16 protein-coding genes are annotated in these 19,420 nt (G+C 47.7%); 9 read left to right on the plus strand and 7 right to left on the minus strand.

Annotated features, from left to right (window positions below; translation table 11 throughout):
• Position 1: 1 nt before the first annotated feature.
• The 4 genes from GWG06_RS12255 to gatC form a co-directional block, all read right to left on the minus strand.
• The gene (locus GWG06_RS12255; RefSeq protein ID WP_160713543.1) at positions 2 to 601 is read right to left on the minus strand and encodes a riboflavin synthase; all 600 of its coding nucleotides are present in this window, start codon (positions 599 to 601) and stop codon (positions 2 to 4) included.
• 21 nt (positions 602 to 622) lie between these two features.
• A complete protein-coding gene (locus GWG06_RS12260; protein WP_127040611.1) occupies positions 623 to 1,183 on the minus strand; it encodes a cob(I)yrinic acid a,c-diamide adenosyltransferase in 561 nt (186 codons plus the stop codon).
• Positions 1,184 to 1,318: 135 nt separating this feature from the next.
• A complete protein-coding gene (locus tag GWG06_RS12265) occupies positions 1,319 to 2,026 on the minus strand; it encodes an ABC transporter ATP-binding protein (RefSeq protein ID WP_127040608.1) in 708 nt (235 codons plus the stop codon).
• A gap of 5 nt (positions 2,027 to 2,031) precedes the next feature.
• On the minus strand, positions 2,032 to 2,322 hold the full coding sequence (gene gatC, locus GWG06_RS12270; protein WP_127040605.1) for an Asp-tRNA(Asn)/Glu-tRNA(Gln) amidotransferase subunit GatC: 291 nt from the start codon (positions 2,320 to 2,322) through the stop codon (positions 2,032 to 2,034).
• A gap of 186 nt (positions 2,323 to 2,508) precedes the next feature.
• On the opposite strand from gatC, the gene trpS reads away from it, so the two are divergent.
• From trpS to GWG06_RS12315, 9 genes are all read left to right on the plus strand, one after another.
• The gene (trpS, locus tag GWG06_RS12275) at positions 2,509 to 3,510 is read left to right on the plus strand and encodes a tryptophan--tRNA ligase (RefSeq protein ID WP_160713545.1); all 1,002 of its coding nucleotides are present in this window, start codon (positions 2,509 to 2,511) and stop codon (positions 3,508 to 3,510) included.
• A gap of 17 nt (positions 3,511 to 3,527) precedes the next feature.
• Entirely contained in the window at positions 3,528 to 4,163 is a 636-nt protein-coding gene (locus GWG06_RS12280; protein WP_127040599.1) for a deoxynucleoside kinase, read from the plus strand.
• 294 nt (positions 4,164 to 4,457) lie between these two features.
• Positions 4,458 to 5,207 carry a hypothetical protein gene (locus GWG06_RS12285; protein WP_235938305.1) on the plus strand — a complete coding sequence of 250 codons (750 nt, stop codon included), beginning with the start codon at positions 4,458 to 4,460 and terminating at the stop codon, positions 5,205 to 5,207.
• Positions 5,186 to 7,285: a ComEA family DNA-binding protein gene (locus tag GWG06_RS12290; RefSeq protein WP_160713549.1), complete on the plus strand. Its 2,100-nt coding sequence runs from the start codon at positions 5,186 to 5,188 to the stop codon at positions 7,283 to 7,285. The genes GWG06_RS12285 and GWG06_RS12290 overlap by 22 nt, the downstream gene beginning before the upstream one ends.
• 537 nt (positions 7,286 to 7,822) lie before the next feature.
• On the plus strand, positions 7,823 to 11,047 hold the full coding sequence (locus tag GWG06_RS12295) for a SusC/RagA family TonB-linked outer membrane protein (RefSeq protein ID WP_160713551.1): 3,225 nt from the start codon (positions 7,823 to 7,825) through the stop codon (positions 11,045 to 11,047).
• 23 nt (positions 11,048 to 11,070) lie between these two features.
• Positions 11,071 to 12,408, plus strand: coding sequence for a SusD/RagB family nutrient-binding outer membrane lipoprotein (locus tag GWG06_RS12300; protein WP_127040588.1), 1,338 nt, complete (start codon positions 11,071 to 11,073; stop codon positions 12,406 to 12,408).
• A gap of 87 nt (positions 12,409 to 12,495) precedes the next feature.
• The gene (locus tag GWG06_RS12305) at positions 12,496 to 12,810 is read left to right on the plus strand and encodes a DUF3467 domain-containing protein (RefSeq protein WP_127040585.1); all 315 of its coding nucleotides are present in this window, start codon (positions 12,496 to 12,498) and stop codon (positions 12,808 to 12,810) included.
• A 6-nt stretch (positions 12,811 to 12,816) separates the two neighbouring features.
• Complete coding sequence (locus GWG06_RS12310; protein ID WP_160713553.1) at positions 12,817 to 13,890, plus strand: Ldh family oxidoreductase; 1,074 nt, start codon at positions 12,817 to 12,819, stop codon at positions 13,888 to 13,890.
• 81 nt (positions 13,891 to 13,971) lie between these two features.
• Positions 13,972 to 15,294: an aspartate kinase gene (locus tag GWG06_RS12315; RefSeq protein WP_127040579.1), complete on the plus strand. Its 1,323-nt coding sequence runs from the start codon at positions 13,972 to 13,974 to the stop codon at positions 15,292 to 15,294.
• Positions 15,295 to 15,459: 165 nt separating this feature from the next.
• Here GWG06_RS12315 and GWG06_RS12320 read toward each other — a convergent pair whose 3' ends face one another.
• From GWG06_RS12320 to GWG06_RS12330, 3 genes are read right to left on the minus strand one after another with little or no spacing between them, the layout of a single operon-like run.
• Positions 15,460 to 15,930 carry an RES family NAD+ phosphorylase gene (locus GWG06_RS12320; RefSeq protein WP_158631525.1) on the minus strand — a complete coding sequence of 157 codons (471 nt, stop codon included), beginning with the start codon at positions 15,928 to 15,930 and terminating at the stop codon, positions 15,460 to 15,462.
• A gap of 22 nt (positions 15,931 to 15,952) precedes the next feature.
• Positions 15,953 to 16,405 carry a type II RES/Xre toxin-antitoxin system antitoxin gene (gene parS / locus GWG06_RS12325; RefSeq protein WP_158631524.1) on the minus strand — a complete coding sequence of 151 codons (453 nt, stop codon included), beginning with the start codon at positions 16,403 to 16,405 and terminating at the stop codon, positions 15,953 to 15,955.
• A 43-nt stretch (positions 16,406 to 16,448) separates the two neighbouring features.
• Entirely contained in the window at positions 16,449 to 19,403 is a 2,955-nt protein-coding gene (locus GWG06_RS12330; protein WP_160713555.1) for a DNA polymerase III subunit alpha, read from the minus strand.
• Between the last annotated feature and the right edge of the window lie 17 nt (positions 19,404 to 19,420).

Here is a 19,420-nt window from a genome sequence, read left to right on the forward strand (position 1 = left end):
ACTAGCTTAAAGCTGTATTGAATATCTGTTGACGGGCCACGTATTTACCGAGAATATCAAATTCCAGGTTAACGAGGTATCCGGGTTGCATGAACTGTACGTTGGTATGATTGAAAGTATATGGAATGATGGCAACGGAGAACTGATCGCTGGTGATGTCGAAAACGGTCAGGCTGATGCCATTCATACAGATGCTGCCTTTTTCCACGATGAGGCCGGCAAATTCCGGCGGATAGGTGAACCGGTATAACCAGCTGCCATCCTGTTCTTCGCGGAGAATGCAGGTACCGGTGCCGTCTACATGGCCCTGTACCAGGTGCCCGTCTATACGGCCATTGAAGAGCATGGCTCTTTCCAGGTTTACTTTATTACCGGGTTTGAGCAGGGCCAGATTGGTTTTCTGGAGGGTTTCATCCACGGCTACGGTCTGGTAGGTATCTCCTTCAATTTGTGTAACTGTCAGGCATACGCCATTGTGGGCAACGCTCTGATCTATCTTCAATTCGCCGGTGATGGCGGATTTTATGGTTATTACCAGATTACTACCTTCTTTTTTGGTAGAAATCACTTCTCCTGATGTTTCTATGATTCCTGTGAACATATAGCGAATGTATGAAAAAAATTATACCCTTGGTTTCCATGGAATTTCTTCTGCGCCGAGTTGGTGGCCGGTCCAGCGGGCCAGTACAAACAGGTAATCGCTGAGGCGGTTGATGTATTTGAGCACCAGCGGTTCAATGAACATTTCCTGTTCCTGCATGCCTACGCAGAGGCGTTCTGTACGGCGGCATACGCAGCGGGCAATATGGCAGGTGGATACGGCTACATGGCCCCCGGGCAGTATAAATGATTTCATGACAGGCAGTTCCTCATTCATTTTATCGATGCTGGTTTCCAGCAGCTGTATATCAGCTTCATGCAGATCCGGAATTTTCAGTTTGGTTTCCTTATCAGGGTCGCAGGCCAGTGCTGCGCCGATAGTGAAGAGCCGGTCCTGTATTTCCTTCAGTAAGGCTTTGGTATCCGGGTCTGCCGTGTAGTCGTTGACCAGCCCGATGTAGGAGTTGAGTTCATCCACTGTGCCGTAGGCATCAATGCGGATATCGCTTTTGGGCACTTTGGTGCCGCCGATCAGGGAGGTTTTCCCTTTGTCGCCTGTCTTGGTGTATATTTTGAGTGACATAGAACTGTTTTAATGCAAATTACGAATTGCGAATTACGAATTGCGAATGAGGAGCGAAGATTTTAGCGGATAATTTAATCACTATCCGCTAAAATCTTCGCTCCTCATTCGCAATTCGTAATTCGCAATTCGTAATTATCTTACCAGTTCACTTCTCTCATTGATTCTGTCCGATTCAATGACGCCGTCGCGCAGGCGTATTACGCGTCTGGCGTGATCGGCAATATCTTCTTCATGGGTAACGAGTACAACGGTGTTGCCGGAGGCGTGGATGTTGCCGAATATCTCCATGATTTCAACGGATGTTTTGGTATCGAGGTTACCGGTAGGTTCATCGGCGAGAATCAGGGAGGGGTTGTTGACGAGGGCGCGGGCAATGGCTACACGCTGGCACTGACCACCTGAGAGTTCGTTAGGTTTGTGTTTGTAGCGTTCTCCGAGCTTTACTTTTTCGAGCATGTCGCGCGCTCTTTCCTCTCTTTCCTTTTTACCGACGCCGGCATAAATCAGCGGAATAGCCACATTTTCCAGGGCTGTCAGGCGGGGCATGAGGTTAAACTGCTGGAATACAAATCCTATTTCCTTGCCGCGTACCAGCGCCAGGGCGTTGTCTTCCATTTTGCTAACATCATGTCCGCTGAGAATGTATTTGCCTCTGGTAGGCGAATCCAGGCAGCCAAGGATGTTCATCAGGGTGGATTTACCGGAGCCGGACGGGCCCATCAGCGCTACATATTCGTTCTTGTAAATGTCCAGAGACACCCCCTTGAGGACCGGGAGTTCATTTTTTCCAAGGAAATAGCTTTTCCTGATATCTTCGAGGTGAATAACGGACTTTTGCATGAGGGTTATTTCTTTATGATTTTCGGCACCTTAAAATATTCAGAAGTGGCTGCCGGTGCGTTTTGCAGTCCTTCTTCCCGGGTAATGGAAGGCTTTACCGCATCTTCCCGGAAAACGTTATAATCTTCCGTCAGGTGTAAAAGCGGTTTAACATCTGTTGTATCCAGCTCATTCAGTTTCTCCACAAAAGTAATCATCCGCTGCAGATCCCCGCGGATCTCCGTTTTCTCCGCGTCGCTGAATTCCAGTCTTGCCAGATCAGCCAGCTGTTGTACCAGGGCTTCGTTCACTTCCATAATCAAATTAAATCAAAATATAATAAATATTGTATGGTAATTATGATGGTATCTCAAAAATAGGGATAAACGGAGAGCTTTCAGCTACCGGCAGATAGCTTTACTCTTTTTTTAAGAAATTTTTTACCGGATTCCGGAAAATGACAGGCTGAAACCTAACAGCTATTCTTTAAATTGCGCCCTGTTATGGCTACAGAAAAAGAAATTGTGGTGAGTGGCATACGCCCCACCGGTTATTTGCATTTAGGCAATTATTTTGGCGCTATCCGTAATTATATCCGGATGCAGGAAGATTTTAACTGCTACTTTTTTGTGGCAGACTGGCATTCCCTGACCACGCATCCGGATCCGAAAGACTTAAAAGGCAATGTTATGCGCGTGCTGGCAGAAAACATCGCTTCCGGCCTGGATCCGGAAAAGGTGACGCTGTATGCACAAAGCGATATTCCTGAAGTGGCAGAACTGTACCTGTACATGAATATGCTGGCTTACATGGGCGAGCTGGAGAAAGTGCCTACCTTCAAGGATAAGGTGCGCCAGCAGCCGCAGAATGTCAATGCAGGCCTGTTAACCTATCCTGTGCTCATGAGCGTGGATATACTTATTCAGCGCGCAGTAAAAGTACCGGTAGGCAAGGACCAGGGCCAGCATCTGGAAATGGCCAGAAATTATGCGCAGCGTTTTAATAGCCGCTATGGTGAACTGTTCCCCGAACCGGTAGCATTCAATTATGGCGATAACCTGGTCAGAATTCTCAGCCTTGATGGAAATGGCGGCAAAATGAGCAAGAGCGAAAATGAAATGGCTACCATATATCTGTCAGACAGTGATGAGAAAATCATCAACAAACTGAAGAAGGCCAAAACTGACAGCGGCGCGCCGGGCGAACCCATGTCGGAATCAGTACAGAACCTGATTACCCTGATGAAACTTGTGTCTGCACCGGATACTGTCAAATTTTTTGAAGATGCACATGCCGCGGGCACTATCCGCTATGGCGACATGAAAGGGCAGCTGGGAGCAGATATGGTGAAATTTATTGCGCCTATCCGTGATAAGGCAGCGGAACTGCAACGGGATACCACCTACCTGGAAAAGATTATGAAGGCAGGTGCAGAAAAGGCCAGGGCAAATGCGGCACAGACTTTGCAACAGGCGAGAAAACTTATCGGTTTTAATTACTATTGAGAACGCACCTTCATCGCATGGCAAAACAGAACAAGATCAAACATATTGCAATCGCCGGAAACATAGGCGCAGGCAAAACTACGCTCACCGAAATGTTGTGCAGGCACTATAAATGGCACCCGCAATATGAAGATGTGGAGCACAATCCTTACCTGAACGATTTTTATGAAGATATGCCCCGCTGGTCCTTCAACCTGCAGGTGTATTTCCTGAACGGCCGCCTGAAACAGCTGCTGGAAATCCAGAACGGTAAGGAAACCGTTATCCAGGACCGTACCATCTATGAAGATGCGCACATCTTTGCACCCAACCTCTATGAGATGGGCCTGATGACCAAAAGGGATTTTGATAACTATTTCAATTTCTTCGAAACGCTGAAAAGTATGGTGAAACCACCGGACCTGCTCATTTACCTGCAGGCTTCCGTGCCTACACTCGTGGCGCAGATTCAGAAGAGAGGCCGCGAGTACGAGGAAAATATACGGCTGGACTATCTGAAACGCCTGAACGAATATTACAACAACTGGATTGAAAAATATAAAGAAGGTCCGTTGCTGATTATAGATATTGACAAGAATAAATTCCCTGAAAGCGATGAAGACCTGGGTGAGATCATTTCCAGGATTGATTCGCAGTTATACGGATTGTTCTAAAAGTCAGGTGGAATATATTTATCAGCGAAGATAAACTGCGGTTTGTCTTCGCTGATTTTTTTTGCGAGATAGTAAGGACTGCTTCCTGAATTATTTTTTTTCATGCTGAACATTTTCTTTTGAATATGAGGAAAAATTTTTCCCGCGTTAAGATGTAATTAACAAATCGTGCCTGATTGATTGTTTACCTTTGAAACAGCAGATAACGTTTGTTAACCCAAATCCTTTAGTATACGGATTCTTTATTGTTAAACCCCTCATGAAATGAAACAGTTCATGTTGACCCTTATTTGTATGCAATGCATATTGACATTGTATGCCCAACCTTTATTATCTCCGCTGGGAAGAGACGCCGGTAATTACAGTTATCATTTTCACGATGTGTATTCAGCGAATATGCACCCTGCTGCCCTGCCACTGTTGCCGGGGCTTTCAGCAGGTATTTATTCCGAGCGCAGGTTTATGCTGAAAGATATTTCCCTGTACATGGCCATGCTCGGTATTCCTGCCGGTATGGGCGCTTTCGGGCTGATGGTGGCCCGCTTTGGTAACCCATTGTATTACCGGCAGCAGGTCAGCGGAGCGTATGGCCATCGTATAGGCCATAACGTGAGTACGGGACTGCAGTTTTCCTATATGTCGCAGGCAGTACAGGGATATGGCACTGCATCGGCGTTGTCGGTGACGGGTGGTACACTGGGCAGATTGTGGCAGCACGTATATGCGGGGCTGCTGATCCGGTACACACAGCTGTTGCCGCTGCTATACAGTGGCGGCGTAGGTATTGAGGCTTCGAAGGACTGTCTGTTTTCCGCTGGCTTTGAAACCGGTGGCGGAACAGTTACTACCGGCAGCGTCAATATGCAATACCGGATTGCTTCACGGCTGGGGTTACGTCTAGGCATCACCACTATGCCAGGCTACTGCCACGCTGGTTTCGCGTTGCAGTTGCATACACTGCACATTGCCGTAGGCACAGGGTTCCACCCGCAGCTCGGCTTCACCCCTTCAACGACCATTATATGGCAGCAACAGGAGAAGTAGTCTGCAAAAAAAGCCGGCCGTGGCGTATGTTAACAGGATGTTGCTGGTGGCTGCTATCCATGGCAATGCCGGCAACTGCGCGGCAACAGGAGGAAGCATTGCCCGCCGCTATGGAAAATACACTGGAGAATGAAACAGCCGGTAAAGAAGCCGTACCGGAAGATGATGCGGACTGGCAGCAGCTGAATGCCTATGCACGGCACCGGATACAACTTAATACCGCCGATGCGGCTGCATTGCAGTCATTAGGAATACTAACCCCCTTACTGGTGAACAATTTTTTAACCTATCGCCGCCTGCTGGGAAACCTGGTGAGTATCTATGAACTGCAGGCTGTGCCCGGATTCGATCCGGATATTATCCGGCAGATGCTGCCTTATGTGAAAGTCGGAGATGACCTGGAACCTCATTACTCCTGGTATGACTACCTGCATAAAGGGGATCATACCTTACTGCTACGTGTGGGATGGCAACCGGAAAAATCTAAAGGCTACCTGCATACGGACAGCACCCTGCCGCACTATGCCGGCAATCCGCTGAAAGCGTTTGTCCGTTACCGTTATAACTTTCCGCGACGCGCCAGCTGGGGAGTTACCATGGAAAAAGATGCGGGAGAACCTTTTCTGAAGGGCACGCAGCGGTATGGATTCGATTTTTACAGCGCGCATTGCTTTATCAGGAATCGTGGCGCATTGAAAGCGCTGGCACTGGGAGATTATACAGTCAATATGGGACAGGGCCTGCTGAACTGGCAATCGCAGGCGTACAGCAAGGGAGCTGCAGTCATGCAGATAAAAAGAGAAGGAGAAATACTACGGCCCTATACTTCTGCAGGGGAATATTACTTTTTCCGTGGAGCTGCCGTCACGCTGGAGCAGGGCATATGGCAGACGACGGCATTTGTATCCCTGCGCCGGCTGGATGGTCATGTGAATACTACAGATACTGCTGCCGATATGCAGACCGCTACATCCCTTATCAGCAGCGGTTATCACAGATCTGCCACTGAAATGGCCGCAGGCGGAACACTGCAGCAACTCAGCGGCGGCGCTAATATCCGCTGTAATACCCGGCGCTGGCAGGCAGGCGCCAATGTTATGTATCACCGCTTAACGCCCGCGCTGGAGAAAACCCCCGCACCTTATAACCAGTTTGATTTCAGCGGGCAGCAGTTACTGAGCGGCAGTATTGATTATGCAGCGGCATACCGGAACATACATTTCTTTGGAGAGGCCGCCCTGAGCAGTAACGGTAAACCCGCAATAGTACAGGGATTGCTGGCAAGCCTTGCCCCCGCGGCAGATATGGCAATTATATACCGCTACTATGACAAGGCATATCAGTCACTCTACGCAAAGGGTTTCGGCGATGGCTACCGCACGGCCAATGAGCAGGGACTGTATATGGCGGCTTCCCTGAAAATGCATGCGCGCTTACGGGTAGATGGTTACATGGATATATTCACGTTTCCCTGGCTGAAATACCGTGCCAGCGCACCATCCGGAGGGAAGGAATACATGGCGCAGGCCACCTGGTCCCCCGCGAAAACCAGGACCCTGGTACTGCGATATATCTTCCGGCAGGGCAGCAGCAATGAAGTGATACCGGATAACCCGGTGAAAGTGTTATCGGAGATAACGTCAGGCAGTATACGAATTATCTGGTCGCAGCAATGTAATAAGCAATGGAGCATCCGGAGCCGGCTTTCCGGCAGCCGTTATGCCTCTGCTGCGGGGAAGCAGCAGGGTTGGATGCTGGCGCAGGATGTAGGCTGGAAGTGCCGTGCCTGGCCTTTAGGTATCAATGCCAGAATAGCCTGGTTTTTTACGGACAGTTATGATACACGCCTGTACGCCTATGAAAGCAGCGTACTGTATGATAACGCTGTATCGCAGTTATACGGCAGCGGATGGCAGTATTATATTAACCTCAGGTGGAAGGTGAATAAACGCCTGACCTGCTGGGCGCGCCTGCATCAGACTATTTATTCCGGCGTAGCCACTATCGGCAGCGGTTGGGATGTCATTGAGGGTAATAAAAAAACAATGCTGCAATGTCAGCTGATACACTCATTTTAATATAAGATTACTCAACATAATATCTCTGGTAAGGAGATACACTCGTTTTTTATAAAAACTATTTACAGTAACCAGAAATTGTGCATTTCCGTCTCCATGCGCAGAATTTTAAAGATTTTACATTTTTTAGAAAGGGAGATATTGATTATCAGTTGTTTAAACAGGTGTCTTGAACAGCTGTTAAAATAATGTTAAGTAGAATTCACAAGGAATACATTTTTTCAATAACTTGTGGATGTTCAACCAAAATCTAAATCTAAATCTGAGTAACCAATGAGGCGCTTTTACCTTACGCTGTGCCTTTTAGAGGTGGCAATAATTTCCACGCATACAACATAGTTCACTTTTTCTATTTGCTTTCAGTGATATTTATGTAGTTGGTCTTTTGCTGTCTTACACGATCTAATATTATGCTATACAATCAAAGTATTTGCCAGCAACGGTATGCACACGATTAGTGTTCATACCCATCAATGATTTATTAAACAGGGATTTAGTAACAACCCTTTCTTTTTCAACCAAAATTTGAATCTTTTTATGAAAAAGGTTTTACTCCTTTTTGCCATGCCTATGGCAATTGTAAGCCTGGCCTACGCACAGGAGCGACAGGTTACAGGAACCGTTAAGGGCAGCGACGGAAACCCCGTGCTACTGGCTACCATCCAGATTAAAGGTACAACCACAGGCACCACCACCGACAAACAAGGACACTTCAGCATCAATGTGAAAGACGGTAATGCAGTATTAGTAATAAGAAGTGTAGGGTACCTTACTCGTGAAATTGCTGTAGGAAATCAGTCCGAATTGTCTGTAGCCCTGCCTATAGACACCAAAGCATTACAGGAAGTAGTAGTGACAGCACTCGGTTTGAAACAAGAGAAAAAATCAATCGGTTATGCGGCCCAGGATGTAAAAGGTGATGAACTGACCAGAACCGCTCCTTCTAACCCTCTCAGTGCCCTTTCCGGTAAAGTTGCAGGCGCCACCATCATCACTGCCTCCGGTACACCCGGCGCTGCCGTGAGAGTGCAGCTGCGCGGTGCTACCACCATCCTCGGAAGTAACCAGCCCCTCTTCGTGATTGATGGTTTGCCCGTGGATAACTCCGAAACAAATACCATGAGCGACGGGTCCGGTACTGCCGGTGTATTGCAGTCCAACAGGATGGTAGACATCAACCCGGAAGATGTGGAAAACATCACCATCCTCAAAGGCCCCGCTGCTGCCGCTTTATATGGTAGCCAGGCCTCCAACGGTGCGGTGATCATCACCACCAAAAAAGGTAAGCGTAATCCTGATGGTAAATCATTCAACGTTTCCTACAGTCTCACCGGTAACTTTGATAAGGTAAGTCAGCTGCCGGAAAGACAAAATGTGTATGCACAGGGACGCGGCGGTAATCTGGGCTATCCTGAAAATGGTGTTGCCCACTCATACGGCCCGCGGATTGATCAGCTGGTTTTCGATAATTCCGAGCCATATCTCTGGGATAAAAACGGAAAGCTGGTGCTTAAAAGCGCCAACCCCAACGGAAAACCCGCTATCGCCTATGATCCATACCAGTTCTTCCGCACTGGTGTTGGTTTACAGCATAACCTGGCCATCAGCGGCGGTAACAACGCGCTGGGATATCGTCTCTCTGTTTCCCACTTCAATCAGAACGGTATCATTCCGCTGACGAACTTCAAAAAGAACACCATTTCATTTTCTACTGATTATAAATACAATGATAAGTTCAGCGTGAACACCGCCATGAACTATATCAACTCAGGCGGCAGCCGTCCGCAGCAGGGTAGTAACCTGAGCGGTATCATGCTGGGCCTGCTGAGAACCACGCCTACTTTCGATAACTCCAACGGAGCTACTGACCCGAAAGATCCTTCCGCCTACCTCCTCGGCGATAACAGCGGTGATCAGAGAAGCTACCGCGGTCGTGGTATCTACGACAATCCCTACTGGACCGTTAACATGAACCCGTACAATGATAACGTACAACGTTTCTTCGGAACCGTGGGCGCTACCTATAAACCATTTGAATGGTTATCTATCACCGAAAGATTTGGTGGAGATTATTCTCTCGATAACCGTAAGCAGATATATTCCAAAGGTAGCGGTGGAAATCCCGCTGGTCAGTATTTTGAAGATCAGCTGAGTACACTCGCTATCAACAACGACCTCTTTGCCACTTTTACCAAAAAGTCCGGCAAATTTGATTACTCCCTGCTCGTAGGACAGAACCTCTACGATCTCTCTTCCAAATACCTGCACACGCAGGGCGATAACATGAGTGGTAACGACTTCCAGGGTGTTACCAACACCGGTAGTAACTCCCTTACCATCAGCAACAGCAGACAAAGAAGAGTTGCATTTTATGGAAAAGCCAACGTCGCTTTCGATAATAATCTCTTCCTGGAATTAACGGGCCGTTATGAAGGTAACAGCACCCTGCCAAGACAGAATCAGTTTTTCTTCTATCCGGCTGCCAGTCTGGGCTGGGTATTCTCTGAAGGATTGAATATCAAGAACAATATCTTCTCCTATGGTAAAGCGCGTATCGCTTATTCCAGTGTAGGTAGAGGATTGAATCCATATAGCCTGCAGACTTACTACACCCGTACTGCTCCCGGCGATGGCTGGACAAACGGTGTGCTGTTCCCCTTCAATGGTCTGGTAGGATTCTCCAAGAGCGGTACGCTGGGTAACCCCAACCTGACTGCAGAAAAAACAAAACAGTTTGAGGTAGGTACAGAATTACGCTTCTTTGATAACAGGGTAACAATTGATTACACTTACTACAAGGGAAAGAGTATCGGTCTGCTGAATGCGGTATCTATTGCACCCAGCTCCGGCTATGGCCAGGCTTACCTGAACGCGGCTTCCATGACCAACCAGGGGCATGAGTTGACAGTAGGCGTATCACCTATCCGTAACAAGGATCTGGAATGGAACATCACTGTCAACTATTCCCAGAACCGTAACAAGGTACTGGAACTGGCCGAAGGTATTGACAGATTTGACTTCAACGGTTTCACCGGTATTTTTGTATCTGCCATCGTAGGTAAACAATATGGATCTCTTTACGGTGCAGGTTACCTGAAAGATGAGCAGGGCAGAACAGTTATCAGCGATGAAGGTGCGCCCGGCGATCCCGGATATGGTTACCCCATTCCGATTGCAGAACTGCAATACTTAGGTGATGTAAACCCCAAATGGTCCGGATCTGTTGCCAACAACTTCAACTATAAAGGTATCGTCTTCAGCTTCCTTATTGAAACAAGACAAGGTATGGATATGTGGAACGGTACCTGGGGCGCGATGACCAACTTCGGTACCAGTGCCAATACACTGGATAGAGGTACAGAAAAAGTATTCCCGGGCGTAAAAGGCCATCTGGATGCTAATGGTAAGCTGGTGTCCAAAGGAGAAGCGAATAATATTTCCGCCAAGCTGAATGAAGGATACTATACCGGTATCGGCAGCGGATTTAATGTGAACGAACCCTTCATTCAGGATGCAAGCTGGGTGCGCCTCCGCGAAGTATCTCTCGGCTATCGTTTCGATGGTAAAATGTTCTTCAAAAAGAAACCGCTGTTTAAGGCAGTAACGGTAACGGCTATTGGAAGAAACCTCTGGCTGAATACCAAATATACCGGCGTAGATCCTGAAACAAGTTTATTCGGTACACAGGAAGCACAAGGGTTTGATTATTTCAACAACCCGGGAACTAAAACTTATGGTTTCAGTGCAAGGTTTGAATTCTAACAGCTACCAAAAATCTGACAATTATGAAACGTATAAATATATCAGCTGCTGCAATCGGACTTACCCTTATGTTGACATTAGGCGCAGGGTGTAAGAAATATCTTGATGTAAACACGGACCCTGACAGACCGGTAGATGCTCCGCCTGCCGCTATATTAACCGGTGTGGAAGTAACCACCGGCTTTGTACTGGGAGGGGCGGATTTGCCGCTTGCCACCGGCGTGTTAACCAATGTGGTAACAGGCGCCAGCCAACAGTACGAATCTTATGAAGAATACCAGATGGTGGCGGATAACTTCACCAATGCCTGGGGCAGCGTATATCAGGGCATTCTGAACAACCTGAGTGAGCTGAGAAAAATGTCTGACGAAAAGAAATGGTACTTCTACAATGGCGTAGGTAAAATCCTGACAGCCTACGTACTCTGCACCACTACAGATATGTGGGGAGATATTCCCTACAGCGATGCTTTCAAAGGTTTATCTTTCCAGTTCAAAGCAAAATTTGATAAGCAGGAAGATGTTTATAAAACCATTGATGCATTAATCACTTCCGGGCTGACAGATCTGCACCAGCCACAGCTGGGCCCCAATCCGGGCGACAATGACGTATTGTATGGCGGCGACCCGGACAAATGGATTGCTTTTGCCAACTCATTCCGTTTACGTGTATTGATCCATCTCGTAAAGAGAGATCCGAACGCAGCACAGAAAGTTATTGCAGCTGCCGCCGCACCGGGAGGGCTTATCGATAATGATCAGCTGCCTGATGCGCAGATCAATTTCCTGAATGACCCAACCAGGGCGAATCCTATTCAGCAGTTTAATGAACAACGTACCGGGTATGTAGAATATGACAATACTTTCCTGATTAACAGTATGAAAGCATTGAATGATAAACGCGTGTCCAAATATCTGCCGGGAGGTTTTTATGATTCAAGGAATTCTCCCATGCTGATGCTGACCAGCTATGAAGTGAACTTCATCCTGGCGGAAGCGTATGCAAGAGCAGGTAACACGGCACAGGCCAAAAGTTTCTACGAAGCCGGCGTTCTGGGTTCATTTGCCAAAGTAGGCGCAGATGCCACGGGTTACCTTGCTAAGCCGGAAGTTAGCTTTGATGCGGCTACTACGCCCGCTGCAAGACTGAACCTGATTATGACGCAGAAATACTATGCGATGTATCTGCAGTCAGAATCATTTACAGACTGGCGCCGTACCGGCCTGCCTGTGCTGACTTCAAAGAACGGCACCCTGGAAATTCCGCGCCGCCTGCCTTATCCGCAGTCAGAGCTGTCTTACAACAAGGAAAATGTGCCTGGTAACATCACTTTGCTGACGAAAGTATGGTGGGATCAGTAAGATATCTGTCCTTTTAACATATAAATAAAAAAAGAGGGTTCAAATGAGCCCTCTTTTTTTATTTTTGTACCGCTAAATCATACAAATATGGAAAATCAGCACGAAGAGCAGAATCAGCTTAATATAGAGTTGAATGAAGAAATTGCAGAAGGGCAATACGCCAACCTCGCTATCATCACCCATTCCAACGCCGAATTTGTAGTGGATTTTGTAAACGTGATGCCTGGTCTGCCTAAGGCAAAGGTCAAGTCACGTATTATTCTTACGCCTCAGCATGCAAAGCGCTTTATGAAAGCCATGCTCGATAATATCAAGAAATACGAATCTGTTCACGGCACTATCCAGGACCAGGAGCCGGTATCCGTACCCATGAATTTTGGTGGACCCACTGCACAAGCATAACATTTCATGGAACATATATATTCTTATCATCATTTAAGGGAGTTTACCCGCGAAGTGTTTATTCACATGGGTTGCTCGCTGGAACATGCTGCGCTGGCCAGTGAAGTGCTGGTAGCTGCAGACCTCCGTGGTATTGACTCTCACGGTGTAGCACGCCTGTCTGGCTATGTACGGTTGTGGGAAGCCGGTCGTATCAATGCAAAGCCGGATATCCGCATTGTTCATGAAACGCCCAGCACAGCTGTTGTTGACGGTGATGGCGGTCTGGGGCTGGTGGTAGCACCTTACGCCATGGAAGTAGCGATGCAGAAGGCAGCCAGCGTTGGTACCGGATGGGTGAGTGTGAAACACTCCAATCATTTTGGTATTGCCGGCTATCATGCCATGAAAGCGCTGGAGCAGGATATGATCGGTATGGCCATGACCAATGCCAGCCCGCTGGTAGCACCTACTTTCGCCAAAGAGCGGATGCTGGGTACCAATCCTATTGCAGTGGCTATCCCGGCAAAAGAACAGCCGCCGTTTGTTGCCGACTTCGCCACCACCACTGCAGCCAATGGAAAACTGGAAATTCTGCAGCGCAAAAATGAAGAAGCGCCTTACGGATGGATTCAGGATAAAGAAGGAAATTCCAGCACCAATCCGCATGAACTCAGAAGTGGCGGGGCTTTGCTGCCACTGGGCGGAGATCGTGAACACGGAAGCCACAAAGGGTATTGTTTGGGAGCAATTGTTGATATATTTTCGGCCGTTCTTTCAGGAGCCAACTATGGACCGTGGGCGCCGCCGTTTGTTAGTTTTCTGCCGCTTGCTCCGGATCCGGTAGGAGAAGGGCTCGGACACTTTTTCGGTGCTATGCGGGTAGATGCCTTCCGCCCGGCAGATGAATTTAAATCGCACATGGATACCTGGATAAGCCGCTTCAGAGCCGCCGTTCCCGTAGAAGGCAAACAGGTGCTGATTCCCGGTGATCCTGAGAGAGAGATGCAGCATCATCGCCTTGAAAACGGAATACCTGTACTGGAACCCGTTATCAGGGATATGAAAGAAGTAGCTGCGAAATTTAATCTGAATTTTTAATTCTCATCATTTCACATATAAACCGCCGGAAATAACGCCTGTGCAATATTTCGGGTAGCTAGCAAAAACAAATATACTCAGATGAAAGTGTTAAAATTTGGTGGAACCTCCGTGGGAAAACCAGAGCGTATGCAGTCAGTAGCACAACTGATCACCGCAGATGATGATCAGAAAATTGTGGTACTCTCCGCATTGTCAGGCACCACAAATGCGCTTGTGGAAATCAGCCAGTCATTGTCAGAAGGAAATAAAATCCAGGCGAAGCAGCAGATAGATAAGCTGGAAAGCCACTACCGCTCTTTCTGCAATGAACTGGTCAAGCAGGACGCAGGCCGCGCCAACGCTAAAGCTATCGTGGATGAACACTTTGAATTTCTGAATATCATACTCAGAATATCTTTCAATGAAGCGCTCAACAAAGATATCCTTGCACAAGGTGAGCTGCTGTCTACACGCCTGTTCTGTGTTTATCTGGAAGAAGCCGGTATCCCGGCCGTACTGCTGCCTGCCCTCGATTTCATGAGTATTGACGAGTACGAAGAACCTGAAATTCCAAAGATCAAAACCAGGCTGGCTGCTCTCATTGCGCAGCATAAGGATAAATACCTCTTCATCACGCAGGGCTACATCTGCCGTAATGCAAGAGGAGAAGTGGATAACCTGAAACGTGGTGGCAGTGATTATTCGGCTTCCCTGATCGGCGCAGCTATCCAGGCATCCGAAATCCAGATCTGGACGGATATTGATGGTATGCACAACAACGACCCCAGGGTTGTTAAAAAAACTTTCCCGATTGAACAGTTATCTTTCGACGAGGCTGCCGAGCTGGCATACTTCGGCGCCAAGATCCTGCACCCTGCTTCCATCTGGCCGGCACAGCATTTCAACATTCCGGTGAAACTGCTCAATACGATGCAGCCGGAAGCGAAAGGCACTATCATCACTGAACTGCCTAATGGTAATGGTGTGAAAGCCATCGCAGCAAAAGATGGTATCATCGCTATCAAAATCAAATCCAGCCGCATGCTCCTGGCTTATGGCTTCCTGCGTAAAATTTTCGAAGTGTTCGAAAAATACCGTACGCCTATCGATATGATCACTACCTCCGAAGTAGCCGTATCTATTACTATCGATAATCCGCAGCACCTGGACCAGATCCTGAAAGAACTGCAGCCCTTCGGTACTGTAGAACTGGATCATCAGCAAACTATCGTTTCCATCGTAGGTAATGAAGTAGCCGCAACTCCTTCTATCATCACCAGGTTATTCGACGCCATGGAAGCTATACCGCTGCGCATGATCTCCTACGGCGGCAGCAGACACAATATTTCCATCCTCATCAACGGCCAGTACAAGGAAAAAACCCTGCAGGTACTGAATAAGGGACTGTTTGGATTGGAATAGTGAGTCAGGAATTTCAAATTACGAATTGCGAATTACGAATGTAACTCGAAGATAAAAGCGAAGACCGAAGCGATCATACTTAAAGTATCCGCTTCGGTCTTCGCTTTTATCTTCGAGTTACATTCGTAATTCGCAATTCGTAATTTGAAATTTAAAACTCCTGACCTATTTAGATGAACTCCCCCTCAAACGTTGGTCAAACAAAAATGGCTGCGTGTGCAGTATTTTAATCTGTTCTGCTTCCGGGTGCAGGGGATTGATAAGATAGTTAAATTCTTCTGCGATTACGACAGAGGGAATTTTCAGGACGGCATATCTGGCGGTTTCTGCCCATTCGTCTCCGATGCATTGGAGGTGGGGGGAGGGCGCCAGCGATTGCCAGCCGGATGGAAGTTCCTGCCTGGTAATGGTCTTAATGGCCGTTTCATCAGGAATCTGTATGGTGGCAATACAGAAGTCCTGGATAATATTTTTGAGGGGAATGTGTACCAATACTTCCAGGGCAGACAATGCTCTGCTGCCGGCAGTATATACGATGGCATGTCCGGGGCTGTTCCAGCGGCCGCCATAAAGGCGCGCACCGGTTCCGGTCAGGTCGTTGATGTAAGCGCACTTACTGATCCTGTATACTTCCATGTAGGGTGTTTCGTTGATTTTTCTACGCAAAGAGACCATGCTCTATACGGCCCAGTTCATCCTGGATAAGCTGGAAGCCGAAAGTAGTGTCTAAAAGCGAAATAGGGAGTTGATAGTTGAAGGCTGGTAATGGAGTTCTCATCCATTCTTTGAAATTCTCAAGATTACCGAAAACTTCGGTGCCCCTTTGATAGAGCTGTGAAAGCAGGATGGCCCTTTCGGACGTGTCTGCAGAGAGTTTGGCGTCGTCTGAGTAACGTTGCAGGGTCCGCTCCGAAATGTGCAGCACCTGTGCCAGCTCCGTTAAGGAAAAAGAAAGCTGACGGCTCAGATTCAATAACGCCCGTTTGATTATACCGCTGCGGGAAAGCTGTATAAAGTCAAAATAACCGCTGCCAGGCACATAGCCCGCCCCCGGATGTTCTACTATCATTAATGCATTCTCCTGCACGTGGTATCCTTTTGCATGTTTCATAATACCCGACATTTGTCACAAAAATACAACAATTTGTCGTTATTTAGAACTTTTTATCTTCAAAATATCCGATTTTATACATTCTGCTGATTTCCAGTGTAATAACTCCGTAATCCATCACCGCCCGGCCATGCAAAATATAAAATCCCCCCTTCTGAAAAGGGTATTGCCGCAAACTGTCCGGAAAATGTACCGTATCCATAAAATTACCGTCACGGTCCAGGAAAGTACCGAAACACATCGGCTCTCCTTTGGAGGTACGCATAAACTTGGTAGTGACCAGATAGCCCAGCGTTACCACCGGCTGGTTAAGATATTTGCCGAAATCACGTACAGGGATATACGAAGACTGGTCATGCTGCAGTATGGTAAACGGAGAATGCAGCGGAAAGCCCAGCAGATCTATCTCATCAAAGGCGTCTTCATGCACATGATAGGCCAGCTCCGGCAGCTCGCAGGAAACCGGTGCAGGCTGGAACAGCGACATGGCATGCGCACCACCGGCATCTTTCTGTTTTACCAGCAGACTGCTTTTCCATAGCAGCTGCTTTTTGGTCAGCCCTGTAAAATTAAAACAGCCGATACGGATCAGTATTTCCAGCTGTTCCGCGCCGGGGGATATTCTGCCGGTAAAGTCTTCCAGATGAAGATAGGGGCCGAATGTTTTTCGCTCTTCCAGTATCCGCATGGCCAGCGTTTCTTCCAGTCCTTCCACATGAATCAGTCCTACATACACTTCTTTTTCCTTTATTTTCGTATAATAGTCACCGTTATTAATGCACGGCGGATGCAGGCGCACACCGGTTTTGGTCAGCTCCCGGAAATAAAGCTCCCGGTTATAGAAACCTCCGAAATTGTTGATCACCGCCACCATAAATTCCGCCGGGAAATAGGTTTTAAGATAAAGACTCTGATAACTCTCCACTGCAAAGCTGGCGGAGTGCGCCTTGGAAAAGGAAAAGTTGGCAAAACTGGCAATTTGTCGCCAGACTTCTACAGATACATCCAGCGGGCGTTCCAGCCTGGCGCAGTTAATAAAAAAACGCTCCTGTATATTTTCAAAATCTTTGGTGCCCCTGTATTTGCCTGCCATGGCCCGCCTCAACGAATCGGCATCTGCCAGCTCCATATTGGCGTATTCATGCGCCACCTTAATCACATCTTCCTGGTATACCATGATGCCAAAGGTATCGCTCAGTAATTTCTTAATAACAGGATGCAGATAAGTCACCGTTTCAGGATGCCGGAAACTGTGTACATACTGTTTCATCATGCCTGACTGCGCTACCCCCGGACGTATAATAGAGCTGGCGGCTACCAGCGTCAGGTAATCATCGCAGCGCAGCTTCTGCAGCAGCTGCCGCATGGCCGGCGATTCTATATAGAAACAGCCGATAGTATTCACATTCCGCAGGTTCTCCCGGACACGGGTATCTATCATAAAAGCTTTGACATTATGAATATCAATATCCACATGCTGGTTTTCCCGGATAATATCGATGGCATCACGGATATGCCCCAGGCCACGCTGGCTCAGGATATCGAACTTAAACAGCCCGATACGCTCTGCCTGGTACATATCCAGCTGTGCGGTACAGTAGCCTTTGGGCGGAATATAGGTAGTGCAGTAATGGTATATGGGTTCATCACTGATAAGTACGCCGCCGGCATGTATACTCAGGTGATTGGGAAATGAATGTTCCCCCTCCATCAGTTTGCTGAGACGGAATATCTTCCGTTGTATCTCATCTTCAGTCAGCCGGATATCAAATCCGTTTTCCAGTATTTTATCAATTTCCTTTTTAGGCAATCCATAGACTTTCCCCATTTCGCGGATGATGGCGTTCGTCTGAAAGGTAGTGACAGTACCGAGTAGCGCCGTATGTTCCTTACCGTATCTATCAAAAATGTAATCGAATATGCTATCCCGGTCCCGCCAGGAAAAATCTATGTCAAAGTCAGGCGGAGAGCTGCGGTACGGATTCAGAAAACGTTCAAAGTAGAGGTTCAGTGCTATAGGATCTACATCAGTGATCTTCAGGCAGTAGGCGATGATGGAGTTGGCGCCGCTGCCACGGCCTACATAGAAGAATTCCTGCTCCTGTGCGAAACGGATAATATCCCAGGAGATAAGAAAGTAGGCTTCAAAATTCTGCTGGGCAACAATCTGCAATTCCTTTTCAATACGTTCCGTAGCTGCTGTTTGTTCATCAGCGCCATAGCGGTATTTCATACCTTCAAACGCCAGGTCGCGCAACAGTTGCCGGTCTTCTTCCACGCTTCCCAGGAAGTGTTTTTTATTGCGTGGAATATGCAGCTGCATGTTGGTATGACAGGCTTCCAGCACCCGCAGCGTATTTTCCACGATATGCGGATAGGCTTCAAAATGTGCCACCATTTTTGCAGGAGAAATAAATTTTTCATCCGCGTGCGCGATGGTATAAGGTTCCAGCTGGCTGATCAGGATATTCTGATCTATGGCGCGCAGCACACAGTGCAATTCATAGTGTTCATCATCCTGAAAAGTAACCGGATGCATGATGACCAGTTTATCTTTCAGTGCAAGGGTATCTATGCGGAAAAGTTTATTGATTTCGCGTGGTTTGATGCCCAGCAGTTCGTGTGGCAGCAGGCTTTCCGGCGTAACTGCATCCCAGGCATAGATGACAAAGGTGTCCGGCAGTACCGGCGCCCTGTCGGGGAAAGGAATATCCTGCTGCTGATGCGTGGATAGGAACTGATTGATATGATACCACCCCGGCTGATTGCGTGCCAGCAGCAGGTATTTAAAATCGGATTCATTCCTGCATTCGAGTCCCAATACCGGTTTGATGTCATATCGCCGGCACAGTTCCACAAACTCCCATATATCGGAAGTGATGTTGATGTTCGTCAGCGCCAGCGTGGTAATGCCCAGCTGATGGGCTGTCTGTACCAGCTGTTCCGCCGGCATGGTGCCGTAGCGCAGGCTGAAAAAAGTTTTGCAGTTCAGATACATGATACACTATTCTCCAT

Origin of the sequence: Chitinophaga solisilvae (assembly GCF_009928525.1) — a bacterium.
In the GTDB taxonomy this organism is placed as follows: domain Bacteria; phylum Bacteroidota; class Bacteroidia; order Chitinophagales; family Chitinophagaceae; genus Chitinophaga; species Chitinophaga solisilvae.